Source organism: Streptomyces sp. NPDC087263, from assembly GCF_044744645.1.
Lineage (GTDB): Bacteria > Actinomycetota > Actinomycetes > Streptomycetales > Streptomycetaceae > Streptomyces.
In genome coordinates this window covers 159877-177794 of record NZ_JBIUYT010000001.1, presented here as the reverse complement: position 1 = coordinate 177794, position 17918 = coordinate 159877, and the positions used below count along the sequence as shown (strand labels likewise).

At 70.0% G+C, this 17918-nt stretch carries 15 protein-coding genes; 6 read left to right on the top strand and 9 right to left on the bottom strand.

Annotated elements, in window-relative coordinates; genetic code table 11:
• Positions 1–6 precede the first annotated feature (6 nt).
• Positions 7–1122, bottom strand: a complete 1116-nt coding sequence (locus tag ACIPC1_RS00820; protein ID WP_402512139.1) for a mechanosensitive ion channel family protein — start codon at positions 1120–1122, stop codon at positions 7–9.
• Between the two features lie 143 nt (positions 1123–1265).
• Between ACIPC1_RS00820 and ACIPC1_RS00815 the strand changes: the two genes are divergently transcribed.
• Complete coding sequence (locus ACIPC1_RS00815) at positions 1266–1835, top strand: dienelactone hydrolase family protein (RefSeq protein WP_385738493.1); 570 nt, start codon at positions 1266–1268, stop codon at positions 1833–1835.
• Between the two features lie 77 nt (positions 1836–1912).
• On the opposite strand, the gene ACIPC1_RS00810 is transcribed toward ACIPC1_RS00815, so the two are convergent.
• The 4 genes from ACIPC1_RS00810 to ACIPC1_RS00795 all read right to left on the bottom strand — a co-directional run bounded on the left by ACIPC1_RS00810 (position 1913) and on the right by ACIPC1_RS00795 (position 6767).
• A complete protein-coding gene (locus ACIPC1_RS00810) occupies positions 1913–3583 on the bottom strand; it encodes an alkaline phosphatase D family protein (RefSeq protein WP_402512136.1) in 1671 nt (556 codons plus the stop codon).
• A gap of 184 nt (positions 3584–3767) precedes the next feature.
• Positions 3768–4580, bottom strand: a complete 813-nt coding sequence (locus ACIPC1_RS00805) for a thioredoxin domain-containing protein (RefSeq protein WP_402512135.1) — start codon at positions 4578–4580, stop codon at positions 3768–3770.
• A gap of 101 nt (positions 4581–4681) precedes the next feature.
• On the bottom strand, positions 4682–5371 hold the full coding sequence (locus ACIPC1_RS00800; protein ID WP_402512133.1) for a hypothetical protein: 690 nt from the start codon (positions 5369–5371) through the stop codon (positions 4682–4684).
• 67 nt (positions 5372–5438) lie between these two features.
• Complete coding sequence (locus ACIPC1_RS00795) at positions 5439–6767, bottom strand: DUF2252 domain-containing protein (RefSeq protein ID WP_402512131.1); 1329 nt, start codon at positions 6765–6767, stop codon at positions 5439–5441.
• Between the two features lie 312 nt (positions 6768–7079).
• On the opposite strand from ACIPC1_RS00795, the gene dnaE reads away from it, so the two are divergent.
• Positions 7080–10616 (top strand): DNA polymerase III subunit alpha, encoded by a 3537-nt coding sequence (dnaE, locus tag ACIPC1_RS00790; RefSeq protein ID WP_402512129.1) that lies wholly within the window; start codon positions 7080–7082, stop codon positions 10614–10616.
• A gap of 135 nt (positions 10617–10751) precedes the next feature.
• Here dnaE and ACIPC1_RS00785 read toward each other — a convergent pair whose 3' ends face one another.
• Positions 10752–10928, bottom strand: a complete 177-nt coding sequence (locus ACIPC1_RS00785; RefSeq protein ID WP_402512127.1) for a hypothetical protein — start codon at positions 10926–10928, stop codon at positions 10752–10754.
• 223 nt (positions 10929–11151) lie between these two features.
• Between ACIPC1_RS00785 and ACIPC1_RS00780 the strand changes: the two genes are divergently transcribed.
• The 4 genes from ACIPC1_RS00780 to ACIPC1_RS00765 all read left to right on the top strand — a co-directional run bounded on the left by ACIPC1_RS00780 (position 11152) and on the right by ACIPC1_RS00765 (position 15176).
• The gene (locus ACIPC1_RS00780; RefSeq protein ID WP_402512126.1) at positions 11152–12378 is read left to right on the top strand and encodes an NYN domain-containing protein; all 1227 of its coding nucleotides are present in this window, start codon (positions 11152–11154) and stop codon (positions 12376–12378) included.
• A gap of 213 nt (positions 12379–12591) precedes the next feature.
• Positions 12592–13566, top strand: coding sequence for an ABC transporter ATP-binding protein (locus ACIPC1_RS00775; RefSeq protein WP_402513337.1), 975 nt, complete (start codon positions 12592–12594; stop codon positions 13564–13566).
• Positions 13567–13663: 97 nt separating this feature from the next.
• Entirely contained in the window at positions 13664–14488 is an 825-nt protein-coding gene (locus ACIPC1_RS00770; RefSeq protein ID WP_402512124.1) for an ABC transporter permease, read from the top strand.
• 34 nt (positions 14489–14522) lie between these two features.
• Entirely contained in the window at positions 14523–15176 is a 654-nt protein-coding gene (locus ACIPC1_RS00765; protein ID WP_402512123.1) for an AAA family ATPase, read from the top strand.
• Between the two features lie 270 nt (positions 15177–15446).
• Here the strand turns inward: ACIPC1_RS00765 and ybaK are convergent, their stop codons facing one another.
• Genes ybaK through ACIPC1_RS00750 form a run of 3 tightly spaced genes read right to left on the bottom strand, consistent with a single transcriptional unit; the run spans position 15447 to position 17753 of the window.
• The gene (ybaK, locus tag ACIPC1_RS00760) at positions 15447–15950 is read right to left on the bottom strand and encodes a Cys-tRNA(Pro) deacylase (protein ID WP_402512121.1); all 504 of its coding nucleotides are present in this window, start codon (positions 15948–15950) and stop codon (positions 15447–15449) included.
• A gap of 31 nt (positions 15951–15981) precedes the next feature.
• Positions 15982–16722, bottom strand: coding sequence for an LON peptidase substrate-binding domain-containing protein (locus ACIPC1_RS00755; RefSeq protein WP_402512119.1), 741 nt, complete (start codon positions 16720–16722; stop codon positions 15982–15984).
• Positions 16723–16733: 11 nt separating this feature from the next.
• Positions 16734–17753 (bottom strand): hypothetical protein, encoded by a 1020-nt coding sequence (locus ACIPC1_RS00750; protein WP_402512118.1) that lies wholly within the window; start codon positions 17751–17753, stop codon positions 16734–16736.
• Positions 17754–17918 lie beyond the last annotated feature (165 nt).

The following is a 17918-nucleotide window of genomic DNA, read 5'->3' as shown; positions in this document are numbered from 1 at the left end:
AGGACGTCAGCCTCTGCCCGGGCCCGTCCTCGGGGGCTCGGTGGCTCGGTCGCGGTTCGGGCGTGGGGGCGTGCCGTTGGTGTGGCCCGGGGGGAGCGTGGCGTCTGCCGTGTTGACGCGGGGGAGCGCGTAAGGGTGTTTCTCGGTCAGCCAGCGGATCATCCGTTCGCGGACCGTGACCCGTACCGTCCAGATGTCGTCCGCGTCCTTGGCGGTGACCAGGGCGCGTACCTCCATGGTGTTGGGTGTCGAGTCAGTGACGGCCAGCCCGTAGTCGCGGCCGTCCCAGGCCGGGCACGCGCGCAGGATGTCCCGCAGCTGCTCGCGCATCGCCTCCACGGGTGCGGAGTGGTCGAGTTGGAAGAAGATGATGCCGGTCATCTGGGTGCTGCCGCGGGACCAGTTCTCGAAGGGCTTGGAGACGAAGTACGAGACCGGCATCGTGATCCGGCGATCGTCCCAGGTCCGTACCGTCAGGAACGTCAGGGTGATCTCGTCGACCGTGCCCCACTCGCCGTCCACCACGACCGTGTCGCCGAGGCGCACCATGTCGCCGAAGGCGATCTGCAGCCCCGCGAACATGTTGGCGAGCGTCGACTGGGCAGCGACACCGGCGACGATGCCGAGGATGCCGGCCGAGGCCAGCAGGGAGGCACCGGCCGCGCGCATCGCCGGGAACGTGAGCAGCATCGCGGCGACCGCCACCACGCCCACGATGGCGGAGACCACGCGTTGGATCAGGGTCACCTGCGTCCGCACCCGGCGGACCCGCGCCGGGTCGTGGTGGGCGTTGGCGTAGCGCGAGTACGAGGTCTCGACGATCGCCGCCGCGATCCGCACGACCAGCCAGGCGGTGGACCCGATGAGGATCAGCGACAGGATCCGGCCGACGCCGGCCGAGTTGTCGCGGGCGATCTGGGCCTGGGCGTACGAGCCTCTCAGCAGGGCCATGCACAGCACGAGCTGGAAGGGGATACGGGCACGGCGGAGCAGGCCCCACAGCCCGGTCTCGCCGTGCCGGGCGTCGGCCCGTCGCAGCGTGATGTCCACGGCCCACCCGATGAGCAGCGTGAGCACGACCGAGCCGCCGAGGACGATCAGAGGGCGCAGTACGTTCTCCATGCCTGAGACCGTAACCGGCCCCGGGGGCCAATGAACACGTGTACTTGGCCGGGTCCGGGGTACTGCGGCGCCGGTACTGGCCCGATCGTCGTCGGTACTGGCCTGATCAGGCGTTGTCAGTGGGGGCTGGCACCATGGGGCTCATGAACATCATGCTCTTTCACTCGACCTACGGGCTCCGGCCGGCGGTGCACGCCGCGGCGGACCGGCTGCGTGCGGCGGGCCACGAGGTGTGGACTCCCGACCTCTTCGAGGGGCGCACCTTCGAGACCGTGGAGGAGGGCATGGCCTTCAACGACGGGATCGGCAAGGACGAGCTGCTCAGACGCGCGGTCCTGGCCGCCGCGCCCTACTCGGACCGCGGTGTGGTGTACGCGGGATTCTCGCTCGGCGCCTCCATCGCGCAGACCCTCGCGCTCGGCGACGAGAAGGCCCGCGGACTGCTGCTTCTGCACGGCACGTCGGACATCGCGGAGAGCGCGTCGGTGGACGAGCTGTCCGTCCAGCTGCATGTCGCCGAGCCCGACGCGTTCGAGACGGACGACTGGCTGAGCTCCTGGTATCTGCAGATGCGCAGAGCCGGGGCCGATGTGGAGGTCTATCGGTACGCGGGTGCCGGGCACCTGTACACCGACCCCGACCTGCCCGACTACGACGCGGAGGCCGCCGAGGCCACCTGGAAGGTGGCGCTCGGCTTCCTCGACAGTCTGTAACGGGTCTTTCTGCAACGGGTCCTTGGACCCTTCACACTTGGGACCCGTCACACTTGGGACCCTCATACTTGGGGCCCTCACACCGGGTCGTACGTCCGCTCCACCTTCTGCGTGCCGCTGCGCGTGCGGTAGGAACGGGCCCAGGACGAGGTCGCGTCCGCCTTCGTGCGGTCGGAGAGCACGTAGTAGTCCATCTGCGCGCGGTCGGCGGTGATGTCCAGGACGCCGTAGCCGTGGCGGTCGGTGTCGACCCAGTGGACATGCCGGTTGGCGACGCGGATGATCGGCGCGGCGATCGCCGAGACGCTGCCCTCGGGGACCTTGAGGATGTCGTCGAGGTTGTCGGAGGTGACCGAGGTGACGACGAACTCGGTGGCGGCGGAGGCGGACAGCGGGTACGTACCGGCGTCGACCGGCACGTCGTTCGCCCAGGCCATGTGGATGTCGCCGGTCAGGAACACGGTGTTGCGGATCGCGTGGGACCGCAGGTGGGCCAGGATCTCGCGGCGGTCGTCCGTGTAGCCGTCCCACTGGTCGGTGTTGAGGGCCAGGCCCTCCTTGGGGAGGCCGAGCAGCTCGGCGAGCGGCCTGAGAAGGTCGGCGGCGAGCGAGCCGATGGCGAACGGCGAGATCATCACCGAGTTGCCGACCAGGCGCCAGGTGGTGTCCGAGGCCTTGAGTCCCGACTTCAGCCAGTCGAGCTGGGCCCGGCCCGTGAGCGTACGGTTCGGGTCGTCGACCGAGCCGCTGCCGACGGCCGCCTGCTGGGAGCGGAACGAGCGCAGGTCCAGCAGTGACAGGTCGGCGAGCTTGCCGAAACGGAGGCGGCGGTAGGTGGTGCCCGCGATCGCCGGGCGGACCGGCATCCACTCGAAGTAGGCCTGCTTCGCGGCTGCCTGACGCGCCGTCCAGGTGCCCTCGGCGCCCTCGGTGTGGTTCTCGGCGCCGCCCGACCATGCGTCGTTGGCGAACTCGTGGTCGTCCCAGATGGCGACGACCGGGGCCGCGGCGTGCAGAGTCTGGAGGTCGGGATCGGTCTTGTAACGCCCGTGCCGGGTGCGGTAGTCGGCGAGGGTGGTGATCTCGTTTGCGGGGGCGTGCGGGCGTACGACGGTGTCGCGGGTGCCGTAATCGCCGGACGCGTACTCGTAGATGTAGTCGCCGAGGTGCAGCCAGGCGTCCAGGTCGCCGCGCGCCGCGAGATGGCGGTACGAGGAGAAGTAGCCCGCCTCCCAGTTGGCACAGGAGACCACGCCGAAGCGCAGGCCGGTCACGACGGCGTCGGCCGCCGGGGCGGTGCGGGTGCGGGCGGCGGGCGAGTCGGTGCCGCCGGCGGAGAAGCGGAACCAGTAGTCGGTGGCCGGCCGCAGGCCGCGGATGTCCGCCTTCACGGTGTGGTCGGAGGCGGCCGACACGGTGGTCGAACCCTTGGCGACGATCGAGCCGAACGCCTTGTCCGTGGCGACGGTCCAGCTCACCTCGGTGTCCGGGCCGAGCCCGGAGCCGGGTACCGCCTCGGCGGTGGGCGTCACCCGGGTCCACAGCAGAATGCCGTCGGGCAGCGGATCGCCGGAGGCGACACCGTGCAGGAAGGCCGGGGCTTCGGTGGCGGCGCGTGCGGGAAGGGAGGCCGCGAGCGGAGCCGCGAGGACGGCGGTGGCGGCCGCGGCCTTCACGACCGTACGGCGGCGCGGGGCGCGGGAGTTGACGGCGCCCGAGGAGTCGGATGATCTGAAGCGACTGGTCACGAGCGAGCAGGTTACCGGCGAGTACAAGGCGAGAGCGGGCGAACTCCGAAAGTTCGCCCGCCCTTCGACTGCTGGACCCGTCAAGTCATGGGAGGCCCAGCCCTGTTCAGGCCCTGGGAGGGCCAGTCCTGTTCAAGTCACGGGAGGGCAGGACCCTGTTCAGGTCCTGGGCCTGCCGGACTCGTCAGGCCTTGAGCGCCGCGTCGATCGCCGTGGTGAAGTCGGCCACCGTCATCGGCGCGTTCTGGCCGTCGGAACCGGTGAGGGTCTTGCCGTCCATCTTCAGGGTCGGCGTGCCCTTCACCCCGCTGTCGTCGAACTTGGCGGACATGTCCAGCGCCCACTTGTCGTAGGTGCCGTCCTTGACGGCCGTCTGGAACTTGGTGTTGTCCTTCAGCGCCGGGACGGTGTCCGCCACCTCGATCAGGTACGAGTCGTTCTTGAACTTGTCGTCGGTCTCCTCGGGGTGGTACTTCGTCGAGTACAGGGCGGTCTTGTACGCGAGGAAGGCGTCGGGGCTGACGTTCAGCGCGGCGCCCATGGCACTGAGCGCGTTCTTGGAGCCCTCACCGCTCAGGCTGTTGTCGAGGAACGTGGCGCCGATGTACTGGATCTTGTACTCGCCGTCGTCGACGCCCTTGTCGACGGTCGCGCCGACGGTCTGCTCGAACTGGGCGCAGACCGGGCAGCGCGGGTCCTCGTACATCTGAAGGGTCTTCTTGGCCGTGCTCTTGCCGATGACGACCGTCGTGCCGTCCGTGCCCGTGGTGTTGGCCGGCTTGACGAGCTTGTCGTCCTTCGCGGCCTCCCAGTAGCCGGGCTTGTTGCCCTGCACGACCGCGTAGCTGATGCCGCCGGCTATCGCGAGGACGCCGACAATGGAGAAGGCGACGATGACCTGGCGCTTGACCTTGTCGCGCTTGGCCTGACGCTCGCGCTCGACGCGCAGGCGCTCACGGGCCGCCGTCTTCGCGGCCTTGCTGTTCCGCTGGCTCATAGTGGTGATCTCCATATGGGACGCGCACACGTCGTATGCCGTATGCGGGATACGTAGGGGGGACTGCTGGTGCTCGGGTTCCGTCGCTCAGACGGGCTTGCTCACGCGAAAGCGACGGAGCTCGGCGGTCCGCGCCGTCCCAGGGAGTGCACGAACAGGCGAGTGCGGGCGCTGGCCGTCCGGCGCGTGGGGCGCGGCAGGCGGCGTACCGGGGCGAGCAGTCGTACGGTCACCGCGGCGACCGCGATCAGCAGTGGCCGGAAGGTCGACGCGGCAGCCGCGTGCAGGAGCTGTTCGAGGGCGCGCTCGCCGCGGCGCAGCCAGGCGGCGGCGAGGAGGCCGACGCCGATGTGCGCGCCGAGCAGCAGCCAGGCGGCGGTCGGGTCGGTGTGGGTGAGCAGCGCCGCGGCGCGCTCGCCGCCGGTGCCGGTCACCCGGGTCAGTGGGGAGCCGACGGAGCCCCCGCCACACAGCAGGTCGAAGCCGACCGAGCGCAGTGGGCCCGCGACCGGGCCGCCCGCCCTGCCGTAACAGACGTGCTGGCCTGCTGTGAAGACGGTGTCGGCGGCCAGCTCCAGCGGTATCAGCAGGGCGGCGATCCGCCCGAAACCGCGCTCGCGGCCCCCGAGGGCGTAGGCGACCACGAAGACGGCGGCGGCGATCGCGGCCACCGTCCCCATCGGCAGCGGAACCCTGGACAGCAGCACATGCGACGCGGTGCTGAGCGTCACGACCATGGCCGTGAACAGCGCCGCGCGTACGGCTCTGAGCTGGGTCCCGGATATGTCCATAGCGGGGAGAGTGTGTCACGTGCTCCTGTAAGGGACCCCTAAAGGGTCCCTGTGAGTTGGTCGCCCGCTACAGACCCGGAATCCGTCCGTTACGGAACAGGTCCACGAAGATCTGGTGGTCGGCGCGCGCGCGGGCGCCGTAGGCGTGCGCGAAGTCCACCAGGAGGCCCGGGAAGGCGAGCTCGTCGGCTGCGATCGCCGCGTCGATGGCGCGCTCCGTGGAGAACGGGACCAGCTCCGAGTGGCCGCTCTCGTCGTCCGCCGCGGCGTGCATCGTGGCCGTGGCGCGGCCGAGGTCGGCGACGACCGCGGCGATCTCCTCCGGGTCGTCGATGTCGCCCCAGTCCAGGTCCACCGCGTACGGGGACACCTCGGCGACCAGCTGGCCCGCGCCGTCCAGCTCGGTCCAGCCGAGCCACGGGTCGGCGTGTGCCTGGAGGGCGCGCTGCGAGATGACCGTGCGGTGGCCCTCGTGCTGGAAGTAGTCGCGGATCGAGGGGTCCGTGATGTGCCGGGAGACGGCGGGGGTCTGGGCCTGCTTGATGTAGATCACCACATCGTTCTCCAGGGCGTCGCTGTTGCCCTCCAGCAGGATGTTGTACGACGGGAGTCCCGCCGAGCCGATGCCGATGCCGCGGCGGCCGACGACGTCCTTCACGCGGTAGGAGTCGGGGCGGGTGAGTGAGGACTCCGGGAGCGTCTCCAGGTAGCCGTCGAAGGCGGCCAGCACCTTGTAGCGGGTCGCGGCGTCCAGCTCGATGGAGCCGCCGCCGGACGCGAAGCGGCGCTCGAAGTCACGGATCTCGGTCATCGAGTCGAGCAGTCCGAAGCGGGTCAGCGAGCGGGCGTCGCGCAGCGCGTCCAGGAGCGGGCCCTCGGCGGTGTCCAGTGTGAAGGGCGGCACCTCGTCGCTCTTGGCGCCGGTGGCGAGGGCGTGGATCCGCTCGCGGTAGGCGGCCGCGTAGGTGTGCACGAGCTCGGTGATCTGTCCGTCGCTGAGCGCCTTGGCGTAGCCGAGCAGGGCCACGGAGGCGGCGAAGCGCTTGAGGTCCCAGGTGAAGGGGCCGACGTAGGCCTCGTCGAAGTCGTTCACGTTGAAGATCAGGCGGCCCTGGGCGTCCATGTACGTGCCGAAGTTCTCGGCGTGCAGGTCGCCGTGGATCCACACGCGCGAGGTGCGCTCGTCCAGGTACGGACCGCCCCGCTTCTCCTGCTCCAGGTCGTAGTAGAACAGGCCCGCCGTGCCCCGGTAGAAGGCGAAGGCGGAGGCCGCCATCTTGCGGAACTTCACGCGGAACGCGGCCGGGTCGGCGGCCAGGAGCTCGCCGAAGGCGGTGTCGAATACGGCGAGGATCTGCTCGCCGCGTTGCTCGTCGCTGAGCTGCGGGACCGACATCGCTGGGTGCCTCCTGGTGCAGGTGGTGCTTGACGTGGGGGACATGCGTGGGAACGGGAGTCCGTCCACTTCCAACGTGCGACGGAAGGCCGGAGTGCCCGTGTTTCCCGGACGAAGGTACGCGCTCGGTGGACGAGTACCCGCATGAAGGTACGTACGATGTCCCACCCGTCACCCGGCCACCATCCCTCATCGTGGCGCTTCGCGCCGCCATACTCATCTCAAGTGTCAGTGCCCCGGCATAGACTTCGACGCTGTCCGCCCAGACTGTCCGCAGCCTGTCGCCCAGCGTTTCCTCAGGAGGCCGAAGCCGTGTCAAAGACGCCGTTCACGCACTTGCACGTCCACACCCAGTACTCGCTGCTGGACGGTGCCGCGCGGCTGAAGGACATGTTCAATGTCTGCAATGAGATGGGCATGACGCACATCGCCATGTCCGACCACGGCAACCTGCACGGGGCGTACGACTTCTTCCACACGGCCAAGAAGGCCGGCGTCACGCCGATCATCGGGATCGAGGCGTACGTAGCCCCTGAGTCGCGCCGCAACAAGCGGAAGATCCGGTGGGGCCAGCCGCACCAGAAGCGCGACGACGTGTCCGGTTCGGGTGGTTACACGCACAAGACGATCTGGGCGGCGAACAGCACCGGCCTGCACAACCTCTTCAAGCTTTCCTCGGACGCTTATGCCGAGGGCTGGTTGCAGAAGTGGCCGCGGATGGACAAGGAGACCATCTCCCAGTGGTCGGAGGGCCTCATCGCCTCCACCGGCTGCCCCTCCGGCGAGCTCCAGACCCGGCTGCGGCTGGGCCAGCACGACGAGGCACTGAAGGCGGCCGCCGAGTACCAGGACATCTTCGGCAAGGACCGGTACTTCCTGGAACTGATGGACCACGGCATCGAGATCGAGAGCCGGGTCCGCGACGGCCTTCTGGAGATCGGCAAGAAGCTCGGCATCCCGCCCCTGGTGACGAACGACTCGCACTACACGTACGCGCACGAGGCGACCGCCCACGACGCGTTGCTGTGCATCCAGACCGGCAAGAACCTCTCGGACCCGGACCGCTTCCGCTTCGACGGCACCGGCTACCACCTGAAGTCCACGGACGAGATGTACGCCATCGACTCCTCGGACGCCTGGCAGGAAGGCTGCGCCAACACGCTCCTGGTGGCCGAACAGATCGACACCAGCGGCATGTTCGAGGCCAGGAACCTGATGCCGAAGTTCGACATCCCCGAGGGCTTCACCGAGATCACCTGGTTCCAGGAAGAGGTCCGCCTCGGCATGGCCCGCCGCTTCCCCGGCGGTGTCCCCGACGACCGGCAGAAGCAGGCCGAGTACGAGATGGACGTCATCATCCAGATGGGGTTCCCGGGGTACTTCCTCGTCGTCGCCGACTTCATCATGTGGGCCAAGAAGCAGGGCATCGCGGTGGGTCCTGGCCGTGGTTCGGCGGCCGGTTCGATCGTCGCCTACGCCATGGGCATCACCGACCTCGACCCGATCCCGCACGGTCTGATCTTCGAGCGGTTCCTCAACCCCGAGCGCGTCTCCATGCCCGATGTCGACATCGACTTCGACGAGCGCAGGCGCGTCGAGGTGATCAGGTACGTGACCGAGAAGTACGGCGCCGACAAGGTCGCCATGATCGGCACATACGGAAAGATCAAGGCGAAGAACGCCATCAAGGACTCCGCGCGCGTGCTGGGTTACCCGTACGCCATGGGCGACCGGCTCACCAAGGCGATGCCCGCCGACGTCCTCGGCAAGGGCATCGACCTCAGCGGCATCACCGACCCCGCGCACCCGCGCTACGGCGAGGCCGGCGAGATCCGCGCGATGTACGAGAACGAGCCGGACGTGAAGAAGGTCATCGACACCGCCAAGGGCGTCGAGGGCCTGGTCCGGCAGATGGGCGTGCACGCCGCCGGCGTGATCATGTCCAGCGAGCCGATCGTCGACCACGCCCCGGTCTGGGTGCGGCACACCGACGGCGTGACCATCACGCAGTGGGACTACCCCCAGTGCGAGTCGCTCGGCCTGCTGAAGATGGACTTCCTGGGCCTGCGCAACCTCACGATCATGGACGACGCCGTCAAGATGGTGAAGGCCAACAAGGGCATCGACCTCGACCTGCTGGCCCTGCCGCTCGACGACCCGACGACCTTCGAACTGCTCCAGCGCGGCGACACCCTCGGCGTCTTCCAGTTCGACGGCGGCCCCATGCGCTCGCTGCTGCGCCTGATGAAGCCCGACAACTTCGAAGACATCTCCGCCGTCTCGGCGCTCTACCGTCCCGGCCCGATGGGCATGGACTCGCACACGAACTACGCCCTGCGCAAGAACAAGCTCCAGGAGATCACCCCGATCCACAAGGAGCTCGAAGAGCCCCTCGAAGAGGTCCTGGCCGTCACCTACGGTCTGATCGTGTACCAGGAGCAGGTGCAGAAGGCCGCCCAGATCATCGCCGGGTACTCGCTCGGCGAGGCCGACATCCTGCGCCGCGTGATGGGCAAGAAGAAGCCCGACGAGCTGGCGAAGAACTTCAGCATCTACCAGGCCGGCGCCCGCAAGAACGGCTACAGCGACGAGGCGATCCAGGGCCTGTGGGACGTGCTGGTCCCGTTCGCCGGATACGCGTTCAACAAGGCGCACTCGGCCGCGTACGGCCTGGTGTCGTACTGGACCGCGTATCTGAAGGCGAACTTCCCCGCCGAGTACATGGCGGGGCTGCTCACCTCGGTCAAGGACGACAAGGACAAGTCGGCGGTCTATCTGAACGAGTGCCGGCGTATGGGCATCAAGGTGCTCCCGCCGAACGTGAACGAGTCGGAGCAGAACTTCGCCGCGCAGGGCGACGAAGTGATCCTCTTCGGCCTCTCCGCCGTCCGTAACGTCGGCACGAACGTGGTCGAGTCGATCATCAGGAGCCGCAAGGCCAAGGGGAAGTACGGCTCGTTCCCCGACTATCTCGACAAGGTCGAGGCGGTCGCCTGCAACAAGCGCACCACCGAATCGCTGATCAAGGCGGGCGCGTTCGACACCATGGGGCACACCCGCAAGGGCCTCACCGCGCAGTTCGAGCCGATGATCGACAACGTGGTGGCGGTCAAGCGCAAGGAGGCCGAGGGTCAGTTCGACCTCTTCGGGGGCGGCGACGAGGACACCAGCGCGCCCGGCTTCGGACTCGACGTCGAGTTCACCACCGAGGAGTGGGACAAGGTCTATCTGCTCGCCCAGGAGCGGGAGATGCTCGGCCTGTACGTCTCCGACCACCCGCTCTTCGGTCTGGAGCACGTGCTGTCCGACAAGGCCGACGCGGGCATCTCCCAGCTCACCGGAGGTGAGCACGCGGACGGCGCGGTGGTGACCATCGGCGGCATCATCTCGGGCCTCCAGCGCAAGATGACCAAGCAGGGCAACGCCTGGGCGATCGCCACCGTCGAGGACCTCGCGGGCTCCATCGAGTGCATGTTCTTCCCGGCCACCTACCAGCTGGTGTCGACCCAACTCGTCGAGGACGCCGTGGTGTTCGTCAAGGGACGCCTCGACAAGCGCGAGGACGTGCCGCGTCTCGTCGCGATGGAACTCCAGGTCCCGGACCTGTCGAACGCGGGCACCAACGCGCCGGTGATCCTCACCATCCCGGCGACCAGGGTCACGCCGCCGATGGTGAGCCGGCTCGGTGAGATCCTCGGTCATCACAAGGGCGAGAGCGAGGTCCGCATCAAGCTCCAGGGGCCGACCAAGACCACGGTGCTGCGACTGGACCGTCACCGGGTGAAGCCGGACCCGGCGCTCTTCGGCGACCTGAAGGTGCTGCTCGGACCGGCCTGCCTGGCCGGCTGAGCCAGCGGGTGACCGACTTACACCAGGGCCCGACAACCGACGTACGCGAGGGGCGCATCCGGATCCGGATGCGCCCCTCGCGGTGTGCCTGGGCCTCAACGGCCCTGCCGGGCTTCAACAGCCCTGCATCAGGCCTTAGTTGTGGCCGAAGCGCTTCTGGTGCTTACGGGCGACGTCCGCGGGGCTGCCCTGGGTCTGCGGCATCGGCGACTGCTGCGCCTCCGTCGAGGACCGCTGGGCCTGCTCCTGCGCACGCTCGGCCTGCGAGGAGCGGTCCTGCTCGCCCTGCTTGCGGTTCTTGTTCTTGGCCATGGTGATTGCCTCCTACGGGGGTTCTAGGGGCCAGGGCCGGGACCAGACTCACATAGGCTGAGAAGAGCCGCATTTCGGAGAATTACCGTGCGTAATAAGTGCTGTCGGAGCGTGATATCCCGCTACGCCACGCCGAAGATCGAGTTCCGGCCGTTAACCTCCGCGTGGTCGGGCAGACTCGAAGGAAGCCCAAAGCAAACCTCCCGGAAAGAGGGTGGACCGCGTGGACCGCTGCATCGTCCTGGTGGACGCCGGGTATCTGCTCGGGGCTGCTGCCAGCCTTCTCGCCGGGGACTCGTCCCGCTCCCGGATCACCGTCGACCACGCCGCCCTCATCCAGGGCCTGCGCGAGCGCGCCGAGTCCGACACGGAGCGCCCGCTGCTGCGCATCTACTGGTTCGACGGCGCCCCCGACCGCGTACCCCAGCCCGAGCACCGCAGGCTGCGGGTGATGCCGCGCGTCACGGTGCGGCTCGGTGCCCTGACCCGTAGCGACGGGCGGTGGGCCCAGAAGGGCGTCGACGCCGCCATGCACGCCGAGCTGACCGAGCTCGCCCGCAACCGGGCCTGCTCCGACGTCGTCCTGGTGACCGGCGACGGCGATCTGCTGCCGGGCATGATGGCCGCCAAGGAGCACGGGGTCGCCGTACACCTGTGGGCCGTGCAGGCCGCCGACGGGGACTACAACCAGTCCGAGGACCTGGTGGCCGAGGCCGACGAGCGCCGGGTGCTCGACCGGGCCTGGATCACCAAGGCCGTACGCGCCAAGGAACTCGGCGGGGTCTGCGCGCCGCCGCCCGTGCCGCGCCCCGAGATCGCCGCGATCCTCTCCGCGCCCTTGCCCGACTCGCACGGCGCCGCGGCCGAGCGGCCGGCGCCGGAGACGGAGCACGCCTCGGCGGCCGACTCCTCGAACGGCACCGAGGAACGGGCGCCCGCACCCAAGGGCGTACCCACCCCGAAGGACCTGGCCGCGCTGCGCGGGCCCGGCACACAGCCCGCCCAGCATCCTGCCCAGCAGCCCGCCAGCGCGACCCTGCGCTGGTCCTCCGACAAGGGCTGGGTCGAGCGCCCCGGGGGCACCGCCGAGTCCGCGGAGTCCGCCTCGCTGCCCACCCTCGCCCAGCTCACCTCGGCCGAGCAGCGCTGGGCGGACCGCGAGGAGGACATCACCACCGTCGGCGGCGATCCGTACGAGGTGGGACAGGTCTTCGCGCGTCGCTGGATGGAGCGGCTCACCGACCAGAGCCATCTGCAGAAGCTGTCCGCGATGTACCCCCGTGTCCCGCACCGGGTGGACGGCGAACTGCTGCGCTACGCCGCCCGCTTCGGGCTGCTCACCCACAAGGACGACCAGATCGACGAGCACGACCGGTACGCGATCCGGGCCGGGTTCTGGCGCGAGATCGATGTGCGTACGGCGGCGGAACACGTGCCTGTGGGGGAGTGAGCGGAGGGCCGCGGCCCTCCGCCGGCGACGGCTGAGACGGCACCTGTCGGCAGCGGGCAGGCCTTTCGAGGGTCGGGCGGAGGCACGGGAGCGGCCTCGCGGCGGGGTGGGCCGAGGCCCCGCGCTCATATCGGGGCATCGGACCCCGTAGTCTCGTCCTTCGTGAGTACGCGCACGGCAGGGGCAGTCCGCAACGGGCACAGACGTGATCTGGTGTGCTCGGTACGCGGGCTCACCAAGACCTACCCGGCCACGCGCGGACGACGCGGCAGCCCCGGTACACCAGAGGTGCGGGCCACCGACGGGGTACGTCTGGACATCCGGCGCGGTGAGATCTTCGGGCTGCTCGGGCCGAACGGCGCCGGCAAGTCGACCCTCGTACGGCAGCTGACCGGGCTGCTGCGCCCCGACAGCGGCAGCGTGGACATCCTCGGGCACGACATCGTGCGCCACCCCGAGCGGGCGGCGCGGCTCCTCGCGTACCTCGGCCAGGAGTCGACCGCCCTCGACGAACTGACGGTCTCACTCGCCGCCGAGACGACCGCGCGGCTGCGCGGGCTCGAACTCCGTGCGGCGCGGGCCGAGCGGGACGCCGTACTCGACGAGCTGGGTCTCGCCCCGATCGCCTCCAGCCCCCTCAAGAAGCTGTCCGGCGGTCAGCGGCGCCTCGCGTGCGTCGCCGCCGCCCTGGTGGGGGAACGGTCGCTGCTCGTCCTCGACGAGCCGACCACGGCCATGGATCCCATCGCGCGGCGGGCCGTCTGGGCGGCCGTCGACCGGCGCCGGGCCGAGCGGGGGACGACCGTCCTGCTGGTCACCCACAACGTCATCGAGGCCGAGACAGTCCTCGACCGGGTCGCCGTCCTGGACCGGGGCCGGGTCATCGCCTGCGACACCCCGGCCGGGCTGAAGGAGAAGGTCGCGGGCGAGGTGCGCGTCGAACTGGTCTGGCGCGAGCACCCTCCGCTGCATGTCCCCGAGGTTGCCGCGCTGCGTGAGCGGGCCGTCGAGTCCGGTCGGCGCTGGACCCTGCGGCTCGCCCCCGAGGAGGCCCGCGCGGCCGTCGCCACGGTCACCGGTGGCGCCGCCTTCGCCGCCCTGGACGATTTCACGCTGGCCACCCCGAGCCTGGAGGATGTGTACCTTGCGCTGGGCGGGGCCGCCACACAGGGGCTGGTGAAGGCGTGAGGGCGGGTGCCTTGAGTGTGCGGGGCGCGGAATCCGTACGGACTGTCGTGGGCCCCGAGAGCAGGACTGCTGCCGGAGTGAAGAGGAGCAGCTCGACGTGAGTGTCGTACCCGCTGAGGTGCTGCCGGGCAGTGCGCTGTCCGTGGCCGAGGACATCGCCGACGCCGCGGAACCGCTGGGGCCCCGGGCACGGCTGTGGCCGTCCATGGCCGCCGTGTACCGGGCGCAGCTGTCCCGGGCGCGCGTCGCACGGATTCCGCTGCTGTTCGTGGCCACCTTCCAGTCCGTCGGGATCATGGTCCTGATGCGGGGCGTGGTGGACGGCGGCGGCGAGGCGCAGGCCGTGGTGGCCGGGTCGGCGGTACTTGTGGTGGCCTTCGTCGCGCTCAACCTGCTGGCCCAGTACTTCGGGCAGCTGCGGGCCGGCGGCGGGCTCGACCACTACGCGACGCTGCCCGTGCCGCCTGCCGCGGTCGTGCTCGGCGCCGCGGGCGCGTATGCCTCCTTCACCGTACCCGGGACCATCGCCACCGCCGTCTTCGGCTGTCTGCTCTTCGGGCTGCCGATGGCCAACCTGTGGGTGCTCGCCCTGGTGATCCCGCTCGCGGGTGCCGCGCTGGCCGGGCTCGGGGCGACGTTCGGGCTGCTCGCGCCGCGGCCCGAACTCGCCACACTACTGGGGCAGTTGGGGATGTCGGCGGCACTGCTGCTGGGGGTGCTGCCGGCGGGCCGGTTGCCGACGGTCGTGCAGTACGGGCGGGATCTGCTGCCCTCGACGTACGGGGTCGATGCTTTTGCGCGAACCTTCGAGGCGCATCCCGACTGGGCCGTCGTCGTCGCGGACCTGGGCGTCTGCGCGGGTGCGGGGGTGGCTTCGCTGGCTCTGGCGACCTGGGCGTACCGCCGGGCGGCCGTCCGGTGAAGCGGCTGACAGACGGGCCTGGCACGATGTCAGGGTGACCGCTCCGCTGACTCCGCCTCCGCCGCCGCATGACCAGCCCTCGCACGACGCCTGGCAGGTTCCGCCTGCCGATGGTGTGGTGGGGGCCGCCGGGTATGAAGAGGACGGCCCTGGGATGAAGACCGAACTGCGAGAGGCCGCCGTGATCGCGGTGGCCGTGGCGCTCGGTGGGGTGCTGCTCGGGGTGCTGTGGTGGTGGCTGGCGCCGTCGGTGCCGTTGGTCGCCGACGACAGTGCGGTGTACCTCAAGGATTCCGAGGGGGAGCAGGCCATCGGGGTCGACGGAACGTTCACTCTGCTGGCGCTGGCGTTCGGGGCGGTGAGTGCGCTGGTCGTGTTCCTGTGGCGGCGGCGTGGGGGTGTTCCGCTGGTTGTCGCTCTTGCGGTCGGGGGAGTGCTCGGGTCGTTGCTCGCGTGGCGGATCGGGATCTGGCTGGGGCCCACGCAGGATGTGGTCGCGCATGCCAAGGAAGTGGGCAAGGGGGTTACGTTCTCCGCGCCGTTGAAGCTGGGGGCGCATGGGGCGCTGCTCGCGTGGTCCCTGGCGGGGCTGGTCGTCCACCTTGGGCTGACCGCGCTGTTCGGGCCGCGGGACCCGGATCCGTTCCTGAGCCCGTACGAGACTGTGCCGCCTTCCCCGCCGGCGTAGTCGCCCTGGGTGGGGGCGGCCCTTAGGGGTTTTCGCCCCCTCCGCCCCTTCCCGTCCCGTTTCTGGGGGCTGCCCCCAGACCCCCGCTTCGCACTGAAGGTGCTCGTCCTCAAACGCCGGACGGGCTGAAAATCTCCAGCCCGGCCGGGGCTGAATCGGGCTACGCCGGGCGCCTGCCGTGGTTGGCCTTTCTGGTGCGCCATTTGCGTTTTCGGGTTTTCTTCGACATGTCTCTCGTGCTTAGCCGAGGAGGGGACGTACGTCGAGGGGTCAGGCGCGGCCGATGGGGGCGGACACCGCTGCGGTGAGGCTCAGGAGGTCGGCGGGGGAGAGTTCGACCTCCAGGCCGCGGCGGCCGGCCGAGACGCAGATCGTGGGGTGGGCGGCGGCGGAGGCGTCGAGGACCGTGGGGAGTTTTTTGCGCTGGCCGAGGGGGGAGATGCCGCCGCGGACGTACCCCGTGGTGCGTTCGGCGGCCGCCGGGTCCGCCATCGTCGCGCGCTTGCCGCTCACCGCCGTGGCCAGGGCTTTGAGATCGAGGGTGCCCGCGACGGGGACGACCGCGACGGTCAGGGTGCCGTCCACGTCGGCCACCAGCGTCTTGAAGACGCGCTCCGGCGAGACGCCCATCGCCTCCGCGGCCTCCTCGCCGTAGGAGGGGTGCGCGGGGTCGTGCTCGTAGGAGTGCACCGTGTACGGGACGCCCGCCGCCGTCAGGGCCACGGTCGCCGGGGTGCCCCCGGACTGCTGCTGTTTCTTCGGCTTCTTCGCCATCGGCCTTCTCGAATGCGTCGGTTGAGGCTCGTCAGTTGAGACTCGTCGGGCCGCGCGTCAGGTCCGCCGCCGGCAACGACGGCAGATTACGGATGATCGCGGTCTCCGCGCGCAGGAGTTTCAGCTCCGCGCGCAGGCGGGCGGCCGTGTCCGGGGCCTGGAGAAGCTGCTGCTTCGCCGGGATGTCCAGCATCACGGCGGCCGCGACGAGGTAGGAGACGACCGCCGGCTCGTCCGGAAGATCGGCGCCGGTGGTCAGCGTGCGCTCCCGGGCACCCGCCAGCCGCTTCTGGTATTGGCGGAAGGCCCGCAGGACGCCCTCGGCGAGCGCGCCGGCCTCCTCGCCGGGGTCCTCGGGCAGTTCCTCCAGTTCGGCCGTGAGGAACTCGCCGGAGGCGTCGATGGAGAGAAGCCTGACGCGCGTAGTCCCCGTCGCAAGTACCTCGAAGCTGCCGTCGGCACGCTCCCGGATGGTCGCCGCGTCCGCGACGCAGCCCACCTCGTGGAAGGCCTTGGCCGGGTCGTCGCCGAACCCGGCGGCGGCCCCGCGCCGGGGCAGGGAGGTCTGGTCCGGCATGCCGGGTGCGGTGGGCGCGACCTCGTGGCCGTCGCGGATGGCGATGACGGCGAACCGGCGCGGTTCGTCCTCGGGGGTCTTCAGCAGGCTGCGCATCATGGCGCGGTAGCGCTCCTCGAAGATGTTCAGAGGAAGCACGAGCCCCGGGAACAGAACCGAGTTCAGGGGGAAGAGCGGGAGCCGCACGGTGGTCACGACGGGAGAGCCTAATGGTCGCCGGAGTGGGCGGGTCCGTAATGCCCACTCCGTGGATGCAGCGGCATGCCCGCGGCGACCTCCAGACGGACGCCGTCGCGCAGTTCCAGGAACTGGCCCAGGGGGTCGTCCGATACCCGGTCCCAGGGGAACGAGGTCGCGTACGGGCCGATCGCGCGCAGCTGTTCCAGGGCGTCCTCCCAGCGCTCCAGCCTGACCAGGACGTACGTGAGGAGGTTGCGGACCTCGGCGGGCCAGGCGTCGCCGGCGGCGTACGTCGCCGAGACCGCGATCGCGAGGTCGGCCGCCGCGTCGAGGCGCTCGCGCGGCACCGCGGCGCCGCCGCCCTCGGTCAGATACGCGAAGGCGGCACGCACCGGCAGCGCCTGCACCAGGGAGCCGGGCAGCGCGTCCTGCGCGGCCCGCTCGGCGAAGTCGAAGCACTCGCGGTGCGAGCCGTACCAGGCGGCCGACAGATACCGCAGGGCGGCCACATGGCAGCCGTAGTGGTGCGGGGAACGGCGTACGGCCTCGCCCCACAGTTGCCCGAACTCGGTGTGCCCGGCGTTCGTGCCGCGGGCCTGGTCGAGTGCGATCCGCCAGGGCACCGGATCGCGCGGGTCGCCCTCGGCGGCGGCGGCGATCAGGGGGCCGACCTCGCGCAGCAGCTCGACGCGGGCCGGGGACTCCCAGCCCCGGGACACCGCCAGCTCGGCCTTGACCAGCAGGGCGTCCGGGTCGTGCGGGGAGGCGGCCTGCCACTCCTGGAGCCACTCGTCGCGGGAGCGCGCGAAGGTCGCGAGACGCATCGCGTACCGGTCGCGGTTCTCCCACTCGGCGAGCTCCCGTGTGGTCGTGAGCAGTTTGGCCGCGGGGGTGTACTCGCCACGGCCCGCCGCCACGAGGGCGGGGCCCAGCCGGGTGTCCGGGACGTCGAGCAGTACCTCCTCGTCGGCCGGCAGTCCGGTGGCGAGGCGCGAGGTGTTTCTGGCCATCCGGGCGGTACGGATGAACGCGCGCAGCAGTGCCATGGTGGAGACCATTGAAAGCTGCAGGTCGGGGCTGTACCAGGGAGGTGAGGTGAAGCTTTCGTAACCGCCGATTGGTTGTACGGACACGAGTCAAGGGACGGTAAAAGGTGACTGTTGTTCTACTGTCAGTGGGCTGTCAACCCTGGTGAGCGCACCGCACGAAGC